Origin of the sequence: Massiliimicrobium timonense (genome assembly GCF_042850985.1) — a bacterium.
Lineage (GTDB): Bacteria > Bacillota_I > Bacilli_A > Erysipelotrichales > Coprobacillaceae > Allocoprobacillus.
On record NZ_AP031415.1, the window covers coordinates 1,915,833 to 1,934,963 of the forward strand.

The window sequence follows — 19,131 nt, forward strand, 5'->3', positions numbered from 1 at the left end:
TAATTATTTACACTGTCTACTAGGAGGTTATCATATCATAGCTTCTTTAATAAATCTATAATTTTATGGCATACATCTTCTAATGTCCCATCATTATCAACATGATAATCACAGGCTTGTAAATAAAGAGGATGTCTAACTTGATATAAATCATAGAGTTTTTGAGCACCCTCTTTTAATAAAGGGCGAGATGATGTATCAACATCTTCTAAAATAAGAGGAATGGGGCGATCAATATAAATAATATACCCACTTTGTTTCAAGGCTTCAATATTTTCATAACGCTGAATAACCCCACCACCTGTAGAAATAATACAATGTTTTTGTTTAGCAATCTCTAAACAACATGCTGTTTCTCTTTCTCTAAAATAGTCCTCTGATATATCAAACATTTGAGATATGGACATTTGATATTGATTTTCAATATACTGATCCATATCAATCCATTGTTTATGAAGTTTATCTTTCAATAGTTTCGCAATTGTTGTTTTTCCACATCCCATCATTCCTATCAAAACAACATTTGTTTTATCTTTTCGCATAATTTCCTAATATCCTCATGGTTTTGGTATGAGCCTTGATATCTTCTAATGCCTGTAAAAGTGAAGGTTGTTTTAAACTTCCTTCTAAATCTACATAAAAATAATATTCCCATGTTGTTTCTAGTAATGGACGAGATTCAATACGCAACATATTGATTGAATAATCATTAATAATCTTTGTGATTTGATATAAAGTGCCTATTTGATGTGGTAATGTAAACACAATGCTGATACAAGAGGCATCATCAGAAATTTCTAAATGTTTTCCAAAAATAATAAATCTTGTTGAATTATTAGAAACATTTTGAATATTTTCTTGAATCACATCTAAATCATAAAGCTTAGCAGCTTGTAAAGATGCAATAGCACCGATATGAGGATCATTTAAAGAAGAAACATATTGAGCTGCCATTGCTGTATTTTCATAAGCACGTGGTTGAATATGATGTTTATCTAAAAACAAGGAAGTTTGTAGTAATCCTTGAGGATGAGAATAAACAGCTTGTATATCTTTCAGTTTTGTACCTTTGATACCTAATAGGTGTTGTGACACCGCAAGACTTTGTTCTCCGACAATATAAAAATCATAATCTCTCATAGCATCATAATTATCATTAATAGCCCCTGTCGATGAGTTTTCTAAAGGTACAATCCCATAATCAATTTCATCATGTTTTAATGCTTCAAACACATCTTTAAAATGGGGATAATTTTGTCTTTGAACATCATCTCCAAAGTAAGTTTTCAAAGCTTTTTCAGAAAAAGAACCCGGCACACCTTGAAAACCAACCATAATATTTTGTGTTTGTGGCTGCGGAAAATGAGGACAAGAATAAGATAAAAATGTAGATTGATATGTTTTAGAAATATTCATCAAAGAGGTAAGAAACAGTTTTGCATAAGGTTCGAGTGTTTCCTGATGAATACGTGAGATATTTTTTTGAATCACTTGTGCTTCACGTTCACTTTGAAATATTTCCATATCATGAGCCATTTTATAATGAACAACATCTTTAGCGACATTCATTCTTTTTTCAAATAAAGCCATCATTTGTTCATCAATAGCGTCTATTTCTTCTCGACATTGTTTTAAATCTTTCATATTAACCTAACAGATCCAAGATTCCCAATGCTGCCATTGATTCCACTACCACAACAGCACGAGGAACAATACATGGATCATGCCTTCCTTTCACTTGAATTTGTGTATTGGTATGTGTCTGAACATTAATTGTTTCTTGAATTTGAGAAATAGAAGGTGTTGGTTTAATACCAACTTGAAAAACAATCGGCATTCCATTCGTAATACCTCCAGTGATACCCCCATTATGATTGGTTTTGGTTTTGACTTGATCCCCTTGATAGTAATAAGCATCATTGGTTTCATGACCATACATCTGATGAATAGATTCACTTCCAAAGCTCACACTTTTTACAGCCGGGATACTAAATAATAATGGAGATAAATGAGATTCTACTGAATCAAAGAAAGGATTACCTATTCCTGCTGGAACATGAGCTATTGCACATTCAATGATACCGCCAACTGAATCTTGTGACATACGTGCTTTTTCTATTTCTTCCTGCATTTTTATAAAAACTTGATCATCTAATGTTGGATACATTTGGTGTGATAATTGTTTTAATAGTTCATCATCTATATCAACGGGAAATGACTCATCTTGAATATGATGAATCTGTTTCATATGAGCACCAATTATAATTCCTTTTTCTAATAAAATCTGTCGGGCAATACTTCCAGCCAATACAATAGGTGCTGTTAAACGTCCAGAAAAATGTCCTCCCCCACGTACATCATTATATCCATGATATTTGATGTAAGCTGGATAATCACTATGTCCTGGTCGCATATTGACTTTTAACTCACTATAATCCTTTGAATGAGTATTTGTATTTTCAATCATTGCACATAGCGGAGCACCTGTTGTCACGCCATCTAATATGCCACTAACTATTTGAAATTCATCTTTTTCCTTTCGTGGTGTAGACATCTGATTTTGTCCTGGTGCACGTCGTTTCATAAACCAGCGAATTTCATCCATATCTAGTTTCATTCCGGCTGGTAAGCCCCCTATCACAATACCTATAGCTGGTCCATGACTTTCTCCAAATATAGATAATTCAATATTATTCCCCCAGTTTGCACTCATCAAAGACACCTCCTAATTGTTGAAAATCTTCCCAGAAACGAGGATAAGATTTTTCTACACATTGTTCATCATCAATGATGACTGGTTCTAAACAAACAGTAGAAGCAATAGCTTCCATCATAGCCATACGATGATCATGATAAGAAGATACTTGACCACCTTGAAGTTTTTCTACACCTGTGATTTCCATCGCATCTTCCATTTCAATAGCCTGTCCTCCCAGCTGATTGATGATTTCTACTGTGGCTTTTAAACGGTCACATTCTTTGATACGTAAACGTCCAATATGATGAATATATGATGTTCCTGAACTTAAAGCACAGGCTAGTGCCATAACTGGAATGATATCAGGACATTGTGAACCATCAATAGAGATAGCTTTTAAACCATTTGACTGCATACACATTCCTGATGTTGTTTCCGTATATTGGCATCCCATCTGACACAATAAATCTACGACAACCTTATCACCCTGATAAGATTCATTGTTTAAATCTTGTAGACAGACTTGATTATTTAAAGCTCCTGCCACAAGATAAAAGGCAGCCTGTGAAAAATCAGCTTCCACACGATAATCACATGGTTGATAACGTTGTCCTCCTTTAATCACCAATTCTTGATAATCATGATTTTCAATTTGAATACCAAACATGTCTAACATCTGTAAAGTGAGATCAATATATCCTTTTGATTGCACAGGTGAAGTCATCACAATACGTGAATCTTCATCCATCAATGGTAAAGCAAATAATAATCCACTAATAAACTGTGAAGAAACATCTCCCGGTAAATGAAATTCTCCCCCATGCATTCTTCCTCTCACATATAAATCTAAGACATTTTCACGATACAAATAAGAAATCCCCTGTTGATCAAAAATATCATAATATACCTGCATTGGTCTTTTTCCTAATCTTCCTTCACCAGTAAAATGAAGATTATTTTCACAAACCAAAGCAATTGGAACCATAAAACGTAAAGTTGAACCTGATTCAAAACAATTGATTTCACATTGATTTTTCATAAAAGTTGTTGTGCCATCAATCTCAAGATAATCTTCATGTTCAAAAATCATTGTTCCTAAACTTTTCATAGCTCCAATCGTCGCTTCTATATCTTTAGAATATTCAATATTCGTAATAACACTTCTTCCTTGTGCTAAAGAAGCACAAATGATTGCACGATGTGCCATACTTTTTGAAGGAGGAACTGCAATTCCTCCTGATAGTTGATGTGGTGTAATTTTGATTGCCATTTTATACCTCCTGACTTTCATCTATCAATGATAAATCACTTGGATAAATAAAGCAATTCCCAATCTCTTTTAATAAGACAAAATTCAATTTTTGATTGATGTTCTTTTTATCTAAAGCCATTGCTTTTTTTAAATCTTTAACGGGAACATGAGCCATGCTAGGTAAATGATATAAATCCAATGCTTTTTTAATTTGATTGGCTGTTCCTTCTTTTGTCAATCCCAGTTTTTGAGATATTAAACTTAACTGATACATTCCGATTCCAACTGCTTCTCCATGTGAATAAGTCTGATAATGATAATATTGTTCAATCGCATGTCCTAAAGTATGACCAAAATTCAATGCCAGACGATCCCCAAAATCCAACAAATCTTTTTCAACAACAATACGTTTTAAATCGACACAACGATAAATAATATCATCTATATCTTGATATAAATCATCAAAAGATGTATAGGAAATTAATTTTTGAAATAAATCTTTATCAAAAATACATCCATATTTAATCACTTCTCCCATACCATCATTAATATACCTTTGATCCAATGTTTTCAGTGTCAATGGATCAATCAAGACACACGAAGGATGTTTAAACGCCCCTACCAGATTTTTTCCTTCTGGTAAATCCACAGCGACTTTTCCTCCTACACTTGAATCAACCTGTGCCAAAAGAGAAGTAGGAATTTGAATAAACTGTATACCTCTTAGAAATGTACTGGCAACAAATCCAGCCAAATCACCAATGACACCACCACCTAATGCGATGATGGTATCTGTTCTGGTTAAATGGAAATCAAGTAATTGATGATAAATCTCAGGTAAGATATCAAAACGTTTAGATTGTTCACCATGCTTTACAATGACATGTCCAACATGATATTGAGATTGTAATTGTTTTTCTAACTTTTCGCCATAATATGAAAACACCAGATCATCAGATATAATCATGATTTTTTGTCCATGACATAATGGTGAAAGTTTATCCAAAACATGATCTAATAGTCCCTGCTGAATATAAATATGATAACTGTCTTTTTGTAAATTGACTTTTAAATTCATTTTCTCGCTCCTAAATCTTCTTTCCAACAATTTCTCCAATGCCTTTAACCTGCCTTAACAGTTCTGTATATTTTTTTGGTTTTAATGATTGTGGTCCATCACATAAAGCATGTTCTGGATCATTATGCACTTCTATCATCAATCCATCGCATCCTGCAGCTACCGCAGCTTTCGCCATTGGCTCTACCAGCCACCATTTCCCTCCGGCATGAGATGGATCAATAATAATAGGTAAGTGTGTCAATCGCTTAATCACTGGAATCGCCTGTAAGTCCAATGTGTTTCTTGTATAGCTTTCAAATGTTCTGATTCCTCTTTCACATAAAATCACATTGGGATTTCCACTTGCCATGATATATTCTGCACTCATGATCCATTCTTCATATGTTGCACTTAATCCTCTTTTTAATAATATTGGTTTCGTACATCTTCTTCCTACTTCTTTCAACAGATCAAAGTTTTGCATGTTTCTGGCTCCAATCTGAACCAGATCAACTTTTTCATTAAATTCATCAATATAATCAGCACTCATCAATTCAGATACAATTGGTAATCCTGTTTCCTTTTTCGCTGCCACTAAGATATCCAATCCTGCTGTTCCCATTCCCTGAAAGGCATATGGTGATGTTCTAGGCTTGAACGCTCCCCCTCTTAACATATTCGCTCCAGCAGCTTTGGCTTCTCTGGCAATCGCAATGACCTGTTCCTTTGATTCAACTGAACATGGACCCGCTATCAACGCCAGATGATCTCCACCAACCTTGACTCCACTGACATCTATAATGGAATCTTCAGGATGGAAGGCACGATTTGCCAACTTATAAGGTTCACTGACACGCATCACATGATCAACAACGGGTGACACTTCTAGTTGTTTAGGATCAACCTTTGTAACATCTCCAATAATTCCACAAATGGTTGTTTCTGTTCCCACAACAATATGTGTTGTTAATCCTTCATCTTCTACTTGTTTCACTATTTTTTGTACATCTTCATCTTTTGTTTTTGGTTTAAATACAATAATCATTTTTTATCCCCTTTCTCTACTGTATAAATAAAAAAATCTCCCATCCTATAAGGACGAGAGAAAATCTTCCGTGTTACCACCTTACTTCACTTATATATCACTATATAAGCCTTATCAAGTACGCCTGTCAACAGGTTCATACTCTGATGCTGTAACGGGCATTCCCGTGTAAGCCTACTTTTCTTTCAGCCACCTACTCCAAGAGGAATTCAATGAGTTCACTTGATTCTTTTTCACCAGCCAAGAACTCTCTACGCAAGCTCACTTATCTACTCTTTCTTTTCACAGTATTTATAACAGTAGTTTTTATATGCTTATATATTATGCGATAAAAACAAAAAAGTCAATCTTTTTTCTATATTTCCTTAATTTTATCTTTTTATTCTATTGTACATGTTTTCCAACAATTTCTCCAATGCCTTTAATCTGTCTTAACAGTTCTGTATATTTTTTTGGTTTTAATGATTGTGGTCCATCACATAAAGCATGTTCTGGGTCATTATGCACTTCTATCATCAATCCATCACATCCTGCAGCTACAGCAGCTTTCGCCATTGGCTCTACCAGCCACCATTTCCCTCCGGCATGAGATGGATCAATAATAATAGGTAAGTGTGTCAATCTCTTAATCACTGGAATCGCCTGTAAATCCAATGTGTTTCTTGTATAGCTTTCAAATGTTCTGATTCCTCTTTCACATAAAATCACATTGGGATTTCCACTTGCCATGATATATTCTGCACTCATGATCCATTCTTCATATGTTGCACTTAATCCTCTTTTTAATAATATTGGTTTCGTACATCTTCTTCCTACTTCTTTTAACAAATCAAAGTTTTGCATGTTTCTGGCTCCAATCTGAACCAGATCAACTTTTTCATTAAATTCATCAATATAATCAGCACTCATCAATTCAGATACAATCGGTAATCCTGTTTCCTTTTTCGCTGCCACTAAGATATCCAATCCTGCTGTTCCCATTCCCTGAAAGGCATATGGTGATGTTCTAGGCTTGAACGCTCCCCCTCTTAACATATTCGCTCCAGCAGCTTTGGCTTCTCTGGCAATCGCAATGACCTGTTCCTTTGATTCAACTGAACATGGACCCGCTATCAACGCCAGATGATCTCCACCAACCTTGACTCCACTGACATCTATAATGGAATCTTCAGGATGGAAGGCACGATTTGCCAACTTATAAGGTTCGCTGACACGCATCACATGATCAACAACGGGTGACACTTCTAGTTGTTTAGGATCAACCTTTGTAACATCTCCTACCATTCCAATGACAGTTGTTTCTTCTCCTTTGGAAACATGAGCAACCAATCCAAAACTTTCAACCTTATTTACTAATTCTTTCACATCTTTTTCATTTGTATCTGGTTTTAAAACAATAATCATCTTTCTTCCTCCTTATAATCAAAAAGTTCCTCCCATCATAAGGACGAGAGGAACGATCGTGTTACCACCTTACTTCACTTATATATCACTATATAAGCCTTATCAAGTACGCCTGTCAACAGGTTCATACTCTGATGCTGTAACGGGCATTCCCGTGTAAGCCTACTTTTCTTTCAGCCACCTACTCCAAGATGTATTCAATGGTGCCTTGATTTCTTTTTCACCAGCCAAGAACTCTCTACGTCTAAGACTCTCCATTTACTCTTTCTTTTCCTTGTATTTGTTATATCATAACATACTTTTTAATATAAATCTATTCATTTGTTGTATTTGTTTCTGTTTGCTTAGTTGTTTCACTTTCTACTTTAACAATTTCATTATTCATAACCTTTTGAATATACTCTCTTGCCTTAGCAATTGACTGTTCATCTGGTTGTGTGACATAAACACCTTTTGGATTAACAGATGTCACATCACCTACTGTTGCCAGTTCTAATGTACGCTGCGAAGCATCTCCTGTCAAACGGAAAGACTGAACATCCCATGATGCCATATCACTAATTTGCATATTAATTAAAGATTTAATATCACTGGCACTTAAATTTGTTTCAAAACTATCTGATAATGATTCAAATACACTATCCATACTTGTAATTAAACTTGGTGAACAACATTTCTTGATAATCGCCTTCAACATCAACATCTGATTTTTCCCACGAATTTCATCGCCATCCACAAAAGCATATCTTTCACGTACAAAAGATAAAGCATGTTTAGAATCAAATGTCTGTTTTCCCGGTTTAATTGTATACTTATCTAAACGCGTCACAAAGACACCATCATCTCTACCAATAACATCATATTTAGGAACATCAATTTCAATACCACCTAAAGCATCAATGACATTTAAAAATGAAGTAAAATTGAATTTCGCATAATAATTCATTTTGATATCCATTAGATTTTCTACAGTCTGAATTGTCGCATCAATACCACCTTTTGCACTATGTGTCAACTTATCTTTTCCCATGACACCATCAATTCCTTGAATATCCACATAATAATCACGAGGAATACTGACTAATAAAATTTGTTTTGTTGTAGGATTAATTGTTGCAATCATATTGACATCTGACAATGAGAATGTATTAATAGGTCCTTTTTGATCACGTCCACTAATAAAGACAATAAAAGGTTCTTGTGTCACTTTCGCACTATTAGCAGTGACTTTAGGTAACTTGATTTCATATTTTTGAATAATTCTTATTTTTTCATTGAAGTTTTCTTCAATGGAATCAAAAGTTTTTAAATCTACATTTTTAACAATAATAGCACTCATTTCCTGTGTCATTAAAGCTTCAATCAATTCATTATTACTTGCATAATTTGTCACTGTAATATCACCGATATCATCTTCAATCATTGTTTCTGTCTTATTAATATTAACAGCATCTCCATGAAGGGCACCAAATGACTGCCCTTTTAAATCATCAATTGTATCATAGAATGAATCTTTTAATACAACAACATCCATCTCAATAATTTCTTCACTTCCACCCGTAATAGCAGAAATAAAGTTTGAACCTTTCATTAAAGACCATGATGCAATAATTAACACAATAGCTAAAATAATATTGATCAGTTTCATCACTGCCACTTTCACAGGATGAGAATCATTTTTATCTCTGGATAAACGATATAAAAGAAATGTTATCAAAAAAACAATAATAATCAATGGTATAAAATATTTTAATGGTAGTATACTTAACTCATAGGCAACAAACGTAAAAACGATAGCCGCAATGAGCGTAATAATCAACAATAATCTTCTAGAAAGTAATATTTTGAAAAACTTTTTCATTTAATCCCTCTTTTCACTTCAATTCTAACATTACCATTATACACACTATTCCATGAATTACAAAGGAAAACTGCATCATCATTATAGAAAATGCTTGTGAACTTTTCATGAAAAAAAGTGGGTTTTGTTTTCACCCACTCATTTTAAAAATAAATTCAGACAATTCCCTTCACTTCATTCACTAAATATTGCTTATTATTTTTAAAAAAAATATGAAAATTTGAATGACGTAACAATGAATGAAAAGATATTTTAATCTGTGCCCAAGAATCTTTATAATCCTTACCCATAGGAATTTCATTCTTATTCATAAAATTTATAAACTCGTGTTCTCGTCCTTCAAATTGATCTGCAAAATTAATTGCATATTCTTCTTTTAACGCCTGTTTTAATTGACGAATATTATATAAGACATGATCAAGGTTACACGAAAAATAATATGTTTCTATAGGTAAATGATATATTTTAGAGGCAGAATTTAAAATATTTAAATTTCTTGATTTCAATTCATTTCTTTGTTTGACCCTTTCAACATTATTAGTATAAATACCGTCATCTTCATAACGAAATTCCTTATCTTTTTCACTTAGATAAATGTATTGAGAGTCTATATAACAGCCATCTGTATCAGTTATATAAATGATTTTTTCAATATACTTCTTTTGAATACCTCGATTATTTTCCAGATAATTATCAACAATGATTTTGATTCTATCTTTCATATTCTTTTTATAATATGGATGAGATAAACTGGCTGTTGCATCCCCTCTTAAAACTTCAAATCTTATCAAATGCGTATTGATTAATTCCGATAATATAGGTTCCAACGCATCTTTATCACTCATACCCTCTACTACAAATAAAATGACCTTTTTCATATTATTCATACATTTGACCAGCCTTTCTAAAAGCCCTTTTTATTTTATAATTTTTAGTTTCCTGATAAAGAATTTCTTTTTGCCCTCCTAACATAATACTTGTATAGTAGAAATCACGAACATTATTATTAGATTTGACACCATGAAAATGAATATATCTATTGTTAGGGTTTGTCGTTGTTAATATGATTGATTTGTAAGGTAATTTTTCTAAAGCTCTCAAATTATGTGAAGTAAAGATAAATTGCCCTTTTGCTGATTCGTAAATAATTTCAATCAGTTCCCCTAACAAATATTCAAATATTCCCGAATCAAATTCATCAATCATTAAACAAATCGAAGAATGATTATACATTGCTATTAAAGAACTCGTTACAGAAATAATTCTTTTAATTCCTTCTGACTCATACCTTAATGGAATATATTTCCCATTTCTTTTACTCACAACTTCAAATCCATAACCCTGACTTCCATCCTTCATCAATTGTTCTTTTTTATTCATAATTTCAATATTTAAAGTCGGTACTATTGCATTTAAAACTGTATCTATTTGAATTATCACTTTTTCAAAGTCAGTAAAAATATCTTTTTTTAATTCACTTGGTTCTAATAAATTAATTGCAATATTCCCTAATGTCAATGAACTATGGTCTGATAGATAAACATTAACTGGCATACGTGTATTCAGATTGATACTACCCATCAAATCATTTTGAATGATGATAAGACCTGTTTGAGCATATCTATTTAATATTTTTAATACTTCTATGAGTTTTTCCTCATTTTTTTCTTTTAAATCCGAAACAATATGAGCAAGATTTCTTGTATGAAAGAAAAATGAACTTCCTACTTCAATTTCTTTAGTCACTTTTAACCCTACATAATTTTCATAAGAAAATTTATTAAATAACTTTTTAAAAACAATTTCATTATTTTTGACTTCAAACAAAGTCTTTTGAGAAAGCCACTTTTTCTCACTATATGAATATTCTTTAGATAACATCTTCTCATCAATAATATCATAAGCATTGCCTTCCTTTTCTCTAGGCTTTGCAATAACAAAAATATATGTGACAAGTTGTGTAAAGGATTGTGATTTTATATAGAATGTGCATTCTATTTTAGCACGATGGCTTTCGTTACTTATATATTGCCCAATATCTTCTGGGAGTTTTTCACCTGATAAGACTCTTTTGAGGATTTGAGCAGTTTCTAGTGCCGTTGTTTTTCCCGAACCATTTTGTCCATAAATTCCTAAAACAGAATGCAAATCGTTACATTCATTTCTCTTTATTTGAGATAATTCATCAAATACCAATTCTCCATATTCAACATTTTTTATTCCTTCTATGACTAATCTTTCCAAACGCACCAAATAATCCATTGAACAGCACCTCCATGAATATTTTATCAAACATCATAATAGTGGTCAATATTTATATTTTGTAACTTTTTGTATCATTTTATAAAAATTTTATTAGATTTTTCATTTTTTTATTTAAAATAAAAATAGTAGGTTTGTTTTTACCCACTATTTCTTTTCATCATATGGCTTATATTCGACTGTTTCCTTATCAAAATCAATAAAAATCTGAAAAGCCTGATTTTTCTTATCTGTATCCCATATTTCGACAAATGAAGGAGTCACTTTCACAAGAATTTCATCTTGTTCATGACTATAAGCATTATAGCTACCCCATAAATATTTTTGATAAAGTTTTTCAAACTGACGATCTGGCTCATCAATAACTAAGCCTAGTATTTCTGCTCGTCCTTCTACTTGAATACCCCCACAACATAAAGCAACTTGAGGGTTTTCATAAAGTTGTTTTGTCTTTCTAAAATTTTTATCTGTTTTAAAATAAATCGCATCATTATAAATCAAACAACTGACATTTCTCACCATGACATGATCATGAACACTTGATGCCAGTGCCATAATCTTTGATGGTGCTAATTTATCAAAAAGATATTGTTTTGCTTCTGTAAAGTTCATCGTTTCTCTCCTAAATCATATTTTGCATAGCAAGTATAATACAAAGAATCGTTATCGTCATAAAAAGTCCAACCCAAACAAGAGAATGGGAATGTTGTAAACTTTGTGTTCCCGTTTCTACAAAATTCATTTTTCTTAAAATGGTCACAAGACTTTTATATAAAAGCAAAGTGATTCCAGCATTTAAACCAGCTTTTAATAAATTAAAAGGAATAATACCCGGCAACAACAATGCCACAACAGCCTCTCTAGGCATTCCATAATAGATGGGTGTCACAATATAATTCCAGATGGTCATATTCAAAACAGTGACCATAACTCCTGCAATCAAACCAATCATAGCACCTTGTTTGGTATGTTTATGTTTATAAATAGCAGCTGCTACACAAGCAAAAGAACAAGTTGAAATCATATTCATGACCACATCTAAAATTGTTCCACCTTTGATCATGATTTCTAATACTGAACAAATACCACTCATAATCAGTGATGTTGCTGGTCCATAGATAAATCCTCCAATAACGATAATAATATCTTTAGGATCATAGGTTAACCATGTCACTGTAGGGACAAGTGGAATAAAGGCAAAGAGATTTAAAATCATAGCCAGTGCACAAAGAATACCTACGGTTGTTATTTTTTTGGATTTCATAGGGACACCTCTATTCTCTGGCAAATTGTTTTAATGGTGTACTGATTTTCTTATAGACAATAAATGTAATCATTGATGTGACTCCACATTTGATTAAATTAAATGGAACAACACCAAATAATGCAAGTGTCCAAATATTATTGACTAATGGACAAACAGCATGACACATTGAAATAATTGTATCTAATGACCATCCCATCATATTGACATAAAATGGAATAATCATATAAACATTAGATATCACAGCTGTTAATGTACAAATCACTGTCCCAACAAGCATACCTTTTAAAGCAGATTTCTTTTCTTTATGATGATCATAAATCCAGATAGCAGGTAAAACATAGGCACAGCTGACAATAAAGTTAGAAAGTTCTCCAACAAAGGCTGTACTAGTTCCTAAAATAGCCAGCTTCACAAGTAATTTCACTGCCACAATCATTACAGCTGCCAGTGGACCTAATGCAAAACCACCAATAATTTCTGGTAAAGCAGCCAAATCAAAATCCATGAAAGGAGGCATAAATGGTAGTGGTGTTTTAAACATCATTAAAATTCCACCCAATGCTCCTAACATTCCAATTAAAGCAATTTTTTTGACATTCAATTTTTTTGTTTTCATTCTTCTATCTCCTTTTTTCTAAAAAAAATAACTTAAACACAAAAAATGTCTAAGTCGCATAGAAGTTGTCTTTTCTCATCCGGACTATACCGTCGGTTCTGGAATTGCACCAGATCAGTCGCTGTTAAGCGAGTCATGGACTTTCACCATCGGTAGGGACTTACACCCTGCCACAAAGACGTTTATTCAGTTTTGAAAACCGGTTATAGAATTGACATCATCTATGTATTAATCATATACCTTTTTATCTCCTTTGTAAATAAAGATTGTCAAATATATAAATATGTTTCATAATAGAGATAATCAAAAAAAGAAAGCGAGGTCATTTAATGCTTGTTCAGCATAACATCCAACCTATATATAATCAAAGTTCACAAATATTAATTCTTGGTTCATTTCCTTCTGTTAAATCAAGGGAAGCACAGTTTTTTTATCATCATCCACAAAATCGTTTTTGGAAGATTTGCGCCTTATTATATCATCATGAACCTTTATTAACGATTGAGGGTAAAAAAGCTTTTTTATTAAAGCATCATATTGCTTTATGGGATGTGATACAAAGTTGTGAAATACAAGGTTCAAGTGATAGTTCTATTCAAAATGTCAAAGTCAATGATATAACATCACTTTTAAAACAGACACATATTCAATATATTTACACAAATGGAAAAAAAGCACATCAATTATATAGTCAATATTGTTATCCTATGACTGGAATCAAAGATATATGTTTGCCATCCACTTCTCCTGCTAATGCTGCATATTCATTAGAAAGATTGTTGGATAGCTGGAAAATCATTTGTCAAGAAGAAGGAAAGGAAGTTTTATGAAAACAAAGTTAAAAGAAAGAAAACCCTATTATTTGATTATCGCAAGAAAATTTATTTTCTGGCTTGTTGTTTTGATGTTAGGAATTGCCTTATATTTATTATTGACCCGTGAAAATAATAAAGGACGTTTAATTTTTACAATTGTTCAATTATTAGCCATGTTATTTGTTTTACGTATTCCTGCTTTTATTCAAGAGATTTATCACTTTAAAATCCCCTATCTTTTAGATTTTGTCTTAATAACATTTGCTTTTAGTGGTTTTATTTTAGGAGATGTTTTTAATTTTTATGGACGTATTCCTTATTGGGATTCTGTTTTACATGCTTTTTCTGGTGTTGTGATTGCTTATGTGGGATTTATTGTGATTGAATATCTTGACAAGGAATTTACCATTCCTCTTTCTGTATCACCTTTATTTATGAGTTTGATTGTTGTGAGTGTTGCATTGGCGATTGGTGCTATCTGGGAGATTGGAGAATATACAGTCGATGATATTTTTCATACAAATAATCAACAATACATGGAATCTACCCATTCAACATTATACGATGAAAATGATATTCCGTTACAGGGACATGATGCTTTAAATGATACAATGAAAGATTTGATGTTAGATTTAGCCGGAGCTATAGGTGTTGCCTGTATTGAGTATAGAAAACTGGAAAAGAAACAAAAAGTATCACAAAAAGGCACATAAGTGCCTTTTTACATATATTCTCTTGGTTGTGGTCCTGGCGGTGGTCCCGGTGGACATGGAGGTCTTGGTGGATAAGCTGGTGGCATCATATGGGGTGGAAAAAAGAACCACCAGATATAAGGATGAAAGACTACACGTTGATAATTGGGATCATACATTTCATACTGATTATCATTCCAATTCAATTTTCTTCACCTCATCATAATCTATGTTTTCTATAAAATAATGTCTAGATCATTCAACTTAAAAAAACTTCAATTAATGAAGTTTTTTTAATATTTCAATAATATCTTCAATCTTTTTCTTTCCAAAGGAAATATGTTGTTGATCAATGACCATACATGGAACACTCATGATTTTATACTGTTCCTTATATTGTGGAAAATGAGATAAATCATAAATAGATGTTTGAATGTTGTGATTGAGTAAAGCTATGCGTTGTGTGGCCTGAACAAGTTCTGGGCACATAGTACATGATAAAGATACAAAAACTTGAATAGAATGGCGATCAAGAGCTTTGATTTGATGAATGATTTGTTCATCCAATGGTTGTCCTTGACTTCCGGCATTATAAATAGCTAAGATAAAGGAATTAAATTCATGACCACCAGGTACCATATAGTAATGCACACCTACATCTTGTTTATTGACATCACATAAAATCATACAAGGTTGATCATTTGTTTCCTGATAGGATATATGAATCTTATCACTTAAAGAAGCTATTTCTTCCATGAAATTTTTGATTTCTAAAGAAAAATCATCTTTTTTCAGTTGCCCTATAATATGAACATCTTTTGTTAATCTTTCTAGTATGGGTTTTAATTGTTGACGGATATCATGGCTGATAAACAAAGATGTGTCTTGTGATGTTTTTGATTCTTGATAAGATAAATGTTTTTGATAAGCCTTTGTTTCAATCTTATATTTTTCTTTTATAGATGTTATATATTTTTCTAAAGATGTTGCAGCAATTGCCCCATCACTAACAGCAGTAACAACTTGACGTAAATCTTTTTCACAAATATCTCCAGCTCCATAAACACCATCTAAACTTGTTTTTTGATGACGATCAGTCATTAAATATCCTTGTGAGTTTAAATTTAACTGATCTTGAAACAAGGCATTTTCAGGAACATATCCAGCAAAAATAAAGATTCCAAAGCGTTCCTGTTTGTTATCATATCGCCAAATCGATTGATCTTTGTTATTTCTAAAAACAGCATATTCCAAAGTTTCATTTCCACCAGCTTCAATGATTTCTGTTTCAAAAATAACATCTATTTTCTCATGGACACGGACTTCATCTGCAATTGTCTTGGCACATGTAAAATCTTCTTCTCTGACAATCATTGTCACTTTTGAAGCATACTGTGTTAAAAAGATAGCTTCCTCACATGCCGCAAAGCCTCCACCAATAACAAATAATGGACATCCTTCAAAAAATTCTCCATCACATGTGGCACAATAAGCAATACCTCTGCCTTGAAATTCTTTTTCACCCGGAAAACCTAATTGACGTGGATGGGCTCCTGTGGCTAAAACTAAACCAACTGATTCAAAAGAACCAAGAGAAGTTTCAATCTTTTTGATAGGTTGATCTAATATCAGCTTTTTTACTGTTGCTTTTTGAAAAGAGGCTCCAAATCTTTCAGCCTGTTGACGCATTTTTTGAGTCAGACCTTCACCAGAATCTTCTAAAACGCCCGGATAATTGACAATATCTGATGTAATAATGATTTGTCCACCTATTTTTTCTTTTTCTAAGACAAGGACACTATATTTTGCTCGAGCAAGATAGATTGCTGCAGAAAGCCCAGCTGGGCCTCCTCCAACAACAATCGCATCATAAATCTTTGCCATTATAACATTCCTACTAAATCCAATGATGGTTTCAATGTTTCTTCACCTGGTTGCCATTTAGCAGGGCACACTTCATCTCCATGTTCAGCAACAAATTGTGAAGCTTGAACACGTCTTAATAATTCATCACTATTACGTCCTACATTTCCTGCAATCACTTCATAAGCCACAACTTTTCCTTCTGGATTTAAAATAAATGTTCCTCTCTCAGCCAATCCATCAGCTTCAATATAAACATCCAAATCTTTTGCTAAAGTGGCTGTTGGATCAGCTAACATTGGATATTGAATTTTTTGAATACGTTTAGATGTATCATGCCATGCTTTATGAACAAAGTGTGTATCACATGATACTGAATAAATTTCACAATTGATTTTCTTAAATTCTTCATATTTATCTGCTAAATCTTCTAATTCTGTTGGACATACAAAAGTAAAATCAGCAGGATAGAAAAATAAAACATTCCATTTTCCTAAAAGATCTTCTTTTGTTATTTCTTTAAATTCTCCATTTTGATAAGCTTGTGCTTTAAATTCTTTAATTTCTTTTCCAATTAATGACATCGTTTCTACCTCCTATTGTATTTTAAACATTTTTATCTTTTTTATACGATTCATTATAGTTAGTCTTAACTAACTATATGCAGTTTAACATACAATCTTTTCTTATGCAAACAATATGCACTATAAACAAAAAAAGCTCATTTGAGCTTTAAGCATTTCTTTTTTCTAATGTAAAACCTTTTCCTCCCACTTCTTCTACATGAGATACAATCACAAAAGCTACTGGATCAATCTCATGAATTTTTGCTTTAATGGCAGGTAGCTTACGATAAGGTAAAACAGATAATAGTAATTTAGAATTTTCTTGTGTAAAACCTTTTTCACTGGCAAGGAGTGTGACTCCTGCATCAAATTCATGTAAAATAGATTGTTTAATATCTTCATAATGATCACTAATAACAGTCAATTGAACTAAACTTGTTCCCTGCGTCAATGTTTTATTTAACACGACAGCTGTAATCATGACAATCATAATCCCATAAATGACATGTGTTGTATCATTAAACGTAAATTGTAAAACAAGAATAGATAAATCAATGCAGTTTAAGACAATATGTACAGGAAAACCAAATTTCTTATTAAGAAGAATGGCTAAAATATCAACCCCACCTGTAGAAGCATTGGCTTTTAAAATGAGTCCAATACCAACACCAACCAGACAGGCCGCTAAAATAGCTGCCAATAATGGATCTTCTAAATAATGGTGAAACATTGCATGTGTTTCAAAGAATTGTAAAATAATTGGAAAAAGGAATGTGGAAAGTAATGTTGTCATAGCGAATTTCTTTCCAATGAAAAAGAGTCCAACTAAAAACAAACAGACATTTAAACATCCAACACTTAATGAAACAGGAATATTGAAATAATGATTTAATACATTTCCTATCCCAGATGTTCCTCCAACAATAATATGATTTTCTAAAATGAGTGTATTGACTGCGAGAGCAATAAAAATATTTCCAATAATGATATAAACCAGATTTAAGATTTTTTGTTTCATATTCTTCACCCCGAACAAGACTTTATCATATCTCCTTTTTTTAAAATGTAATCTATGTTACAATTAGAAAGAAAAGTGGTGAAGTCAATGAAATTAAAAAAAGAATGCTACCCCTATTTTGAAAAAGCAGGTCAAATACAAAACTATCAAAGGACGGATTTAATTTATATGCAAGAAGATGATGCTGATCTTATTTACTTGATTATCAAAGGAAAAGTTAGAGTCTATGTGATGAATTCTAATGGCAAGGAAGTCACTGTTGATATTTTAAAAAGTGGTGAAATCTTTGGTGAATCTGCTTTGATTCCTCATTCCAAACGTCCTACAACAGTAGAAGCTTTACAGGATGTTCAACTCATTGCCTGTTATCCTGAAAAACTCTATCTCTATTGTCAGCAATCCCAAGAATTAATGATTTTTATTATGCAATCCATGTCTAAAACATGTGATTATTTAACGGCTATGATGAAAAGATCCTATACTTATAATCGTTATGAAAAGGTAGCGGCTTTCCTATTAGATCAAATACAATACGATCAGCAACAGGAAATTTCTTATACTCATGAGGAAATGGCTTCATTACTGGGATTATCGCGTGTTACAGTGACAAAAGTCTTAAATGAATTTGAAAAAGAAAAAATGATTTTATTGCAATATAAAACCATCGTGATTAAAGATAAAAATAAACTGTATTCGCTTTTACATAAGTGAA

20 protein-coding genes, 1 riboswitch and 2 other annotated features are annotated in these 19,131 nt (G+C 32.5%); of the genes, 3 read left to right on the forward strand and 17 right to left on the reverse strand.

Going from position 1 to position 19,131, the window contains the following annotated elements; translation table 11 throughout:
- Positions 1-35: 35 nt before the first annotated feature.
- The 13 genes from ACGHJ8_RS09975 to ACGHJ8_RS10035 all read right to left on the reverse strand — a co-directional run bounded on the left by ACGHJ8_RS09975 (position 36) and on the right by ACGHJ8_RS10035 (position 13,465).
- Positions 36-542, reverse strand: a complete 507-nt coding sequence (locus ACGHJ8_RS09975) for a shikimate kinase (protein ID WP_390540114.1) — start codon at positions 540-542, stop codon at positions 36-38.
- Positions 529-1,644, reverse strand: a complete 1,116-nt coding sequence (locus tag ACGHJ8_RS09980) for a chorismate mutase (protein WP_390540116.1) — start codon at positions 1,642-1,644, stop codon at positions 529-531. Before ACGHJ8_RS09980 ends, ACGHJ8_RS09975 begins: the two co-directional genes overlap by 14 nt.
- Position 1,645: 1 nt before the next feature.
- Positions 1,646-2,713 (reverse strand): chorismate synthase, encoded by a 1,068-nt coding sequence (gene aroC / locus ACGHJ8_RS09985; protein ID WP_390540117.1) that lies wholly within the window; start codon positions 2,711-2,713, stop codon positions 1,646-1,648.
- The gene (gene aroA, locus ACGHJ8_RS09990; protein ID WP_390540120.1) at positions 2,691-3,968 is read right to left on the reverse strand and encodes a 3-phosphoshikimate 1-carboxyvinyltransferase; all 1,278 of its coding nucleotides are present in this window, start codon (positions 3,966-3,968) and stop codon (positions 2,691-2,693) included. The genes aroC and aroA overlap by 23 nt, the downstream gene beginning before the upstream one ends.
- A 1-nt stretch (position 3,969) precedes the next feature.
- Complete coding sequence (aroB, locus tag ACGHJ8_RS09995) at positions 3,970-5,028, reverse strand: 3-dehydroquinate synthase (RefSeq protein WP_390540122.1); 1,059 nt, start codon at positions 5,026-5,028, stop codon at positions 3,970-3,972.
- Positions 5,029-5,038: 10 nt separating this feature from the next.
- Positions 5,039-6,055: a 3-deoxy-7-phosphoheptulonate synthase gene (gene aroF / locus ACGHJ8_RS10000; protein ID WP_390540124.1), complete on the reverse strand. Its 1,017-nt coding sequence runs from the start codon at positions 6,053-6,055 to the stop codon at positions 5,039-5,041.
- 46 nt (positions 6,056-6,101) lie between these two features.
- Positions 6,102-6,350: a binding site (T-box leader), on the reverse strand.
- Positions 6,351-6,439: 89 nt separating this feature from the next.
- Positions 6,440-7,459 carry a 3-deoxy-7-phosphoheptulonate synthase gene (aroF, locus tag ACGHJ8_RS10005; protein ID WP_390540126.1) on the reverse strand — a complete coding sequence of 340 codons (1,020 nt, stop codon included), beginning with the start codon at positions 7,457-7,459 and terminating at the stop codon, positions 6,440-6,442.
- Between the two features lie 36 nt (positions 7,460-7,495).
- Positions 7,496-7,743: a binding site (T-box leader), on the reverse strand.
- A gap of 29 nt (positions 7,744-7,772) precedes the next feature.
- Positions 7,773-9,320 (reverse strand): LCP family protein, encoded by a 1,548-nt coding sequence (locus ACGHJ8_RS10010; protein WP_390540128.1) that lies wholly within the window; start codon positions 9,318-9,320, stop codon positions 7,773-7,775.
- Between the two features lie 155 nt (positions 9,321-9,475).
- Positions 9,476-10,198: a hypothetical protein gene (locus ACGHJ8_RS10015; RefSeq protein ID WP_390540131.1), complete on the reverse strand. Its 723-nt coding sequence runs from the start codon at positions 10,196-10,198 to the stop codon at positions 9,476-9,478.
- A 1-nt stretch (position 10,199) separates the two neighbouring features.
- Positions 10,200-11,582 carry an ATP/GTP-binding protein gene (locus ACGHJ8_RS10020; RefSeq protein WP_390540132.1) on the reverse strand — a complete coding sequence of 461 codons (1,383 nt, stop codon included), beginning with the start codon at positions 11,580-11,582 and terminating at the stop codon, positions 10,200-10,202.
- A 147-nt stretch (positions 11,583-11,729) separates the two neighbouring features.
- Positions 11,730-12,194 (reverse strand): pyridoxamine 5'-phosphate oxidase family protein, encoded by a 465-nt coding sequence (locus tag ACGHJ8_RS10025; RefSeq protein ID WP_390540134.1) that lies wholly within the window; start codon positions 12,192-12,194, stop codon positions 11,730-11,732.
- A 10-nt stretch (positions 12,195-12,204) separates the two neighbouring features.
- A complete protein-coding gene (locus ACGHJ8_RS10030) occupies positions 12,205-12,846 on the reverse strand; it encodes an ECF transporter S component (protein WP_205090545.1) in 642 nt (213 codons plus the stop codon).
- Positions 12,847-12,856: 10 nt separating this feature from the next.
- Positions 12,857-13,465 carry an ECF transporter S component gene (locus ACGHJ8_RS10035; protein ID WP_390540136.1) on the reverse strand — a complete coding sequence of 203 codons (609 nt, stop codon included), beginning with the start codon at positions 13,463-13,465 and terminating at the stop codon, positions 12,857-12,859.
- 63 nt (positions 13,466-13,528) lie between these two features.
- A riboswitch (FMN riboswitch) is annotated at positions 13,529-13,649 on the reverse strand.
- A 145-nt stretch (positions 13,650-13,794) separates the two neighbouring features.
- Here ACGHJ8_RS10035 and ACGHJ8_RS10040 point away from each other — a divergent pair.
- Together ACGHJ8_RS10040 and ACGHJ8_RS10045 are read left to right on the forward strand one after the other, a co-directional pair.
- Entirely contained in the window at positions 13,795-14,295 is a 501-nt protein-coding gene (locus ACGHJ8_RS10040; RefSeq protein WP_211963551.1) for a DNA-deoxyinosine glycosylase, read from the forward strand.
- The gene (locus ACGHJ8_RS10045; RefSeq protein ID WP_390540139.1) at positions 14,292-14,993 is read left to right on the forward strand and encodes a hypothetical protein; all 702 of its coding nucleotides are present in this window, start codon (positions 14,292-14,294) and stop codon (positions 14,991-14,993) included. The genes ACGHJ8_RS10040 and ACGHJ8_RS10045 overlap by 4 nt, the downstream gene beginning before the upstream one ends.
- 8 nt (positions 14,994-15,001) lie before the next feature.
- Here the strand turns inward: ACGHJ8_RS10045 and ACGHJ8_RS10050 are convergent, their stop codons facing one another.
- The 4 genes from ACGHJ8_RS10050 to ACGHJ8_RS10065 form a co-directional block, all read right to left on the reverse strand.
- Positions 15,002-15,178: a hypothetical protein gene (locus tag ACGHJ8_RS10050; protein WP_211963549.1), complete on the reverse strand. Its 177-nt coding sequence runs from the start codon at positions 15,176-15,178 to the stop codon at positions 15,002-15,004.
- A gap of 73 nt (positions 15,179-15,251) precedes the next feature.
- A complete protein-coding gene (locus ACGHJ8_RS10055) occupies positions 15,252-16,856 on the reverse strand; it encodes an FAD-dependent oxidoreductase (protein ID WP_390540141.1) in 1,605 nt (534 codons plus the stop codon).
- Complete coding sequence (gene ahpC / locus ACGHJ8_RS10060) at positions 16,856-17,419, reverse strand: alkyl hydroperoxide reductase subunit C (RefSeq protein ID WP_390540143.1); 564 nt, start codon at positions 17,417-17,419, stop codon at positions 16,856-16,858. The genes ACGHJ8_RS10055 and ahpC overlap by 1 nt, the downstream gene beginning before the upstream one ends.
- Before the next feature lie 148 nt (positions 17,420-17,567).
- Positions 17,568-18,419, reverse strand: a complete 852-nt coding sequence (locus ACGHJ8_RS10065) for a YitT family protein (RefSeq protein WP_390540145.1) — start codon at positions 18,417-18,419, stop codon at positions 17,568-17,570.
- Between the two features lie 87 nt (positions 18,420-18,506).
- Here ACGHJ8_RS10065 and ACGHJ8_RS10070 point away from each other — a divergent pair, with 87 nt between their 5' ends.
- A complete protein-coding gene (locus ACGHJ8_RS10070) occupies positions 18,507-19,130 on the forward strand; it encodes a Crp/Fnr family transcriptional regulator (RefSeq protein ID WP_390540147.1) in 624 nt (207 codons plus the stop codon).
- The last annotated feature ends 1 nt before the right edge of the window (position 19,131 follow it).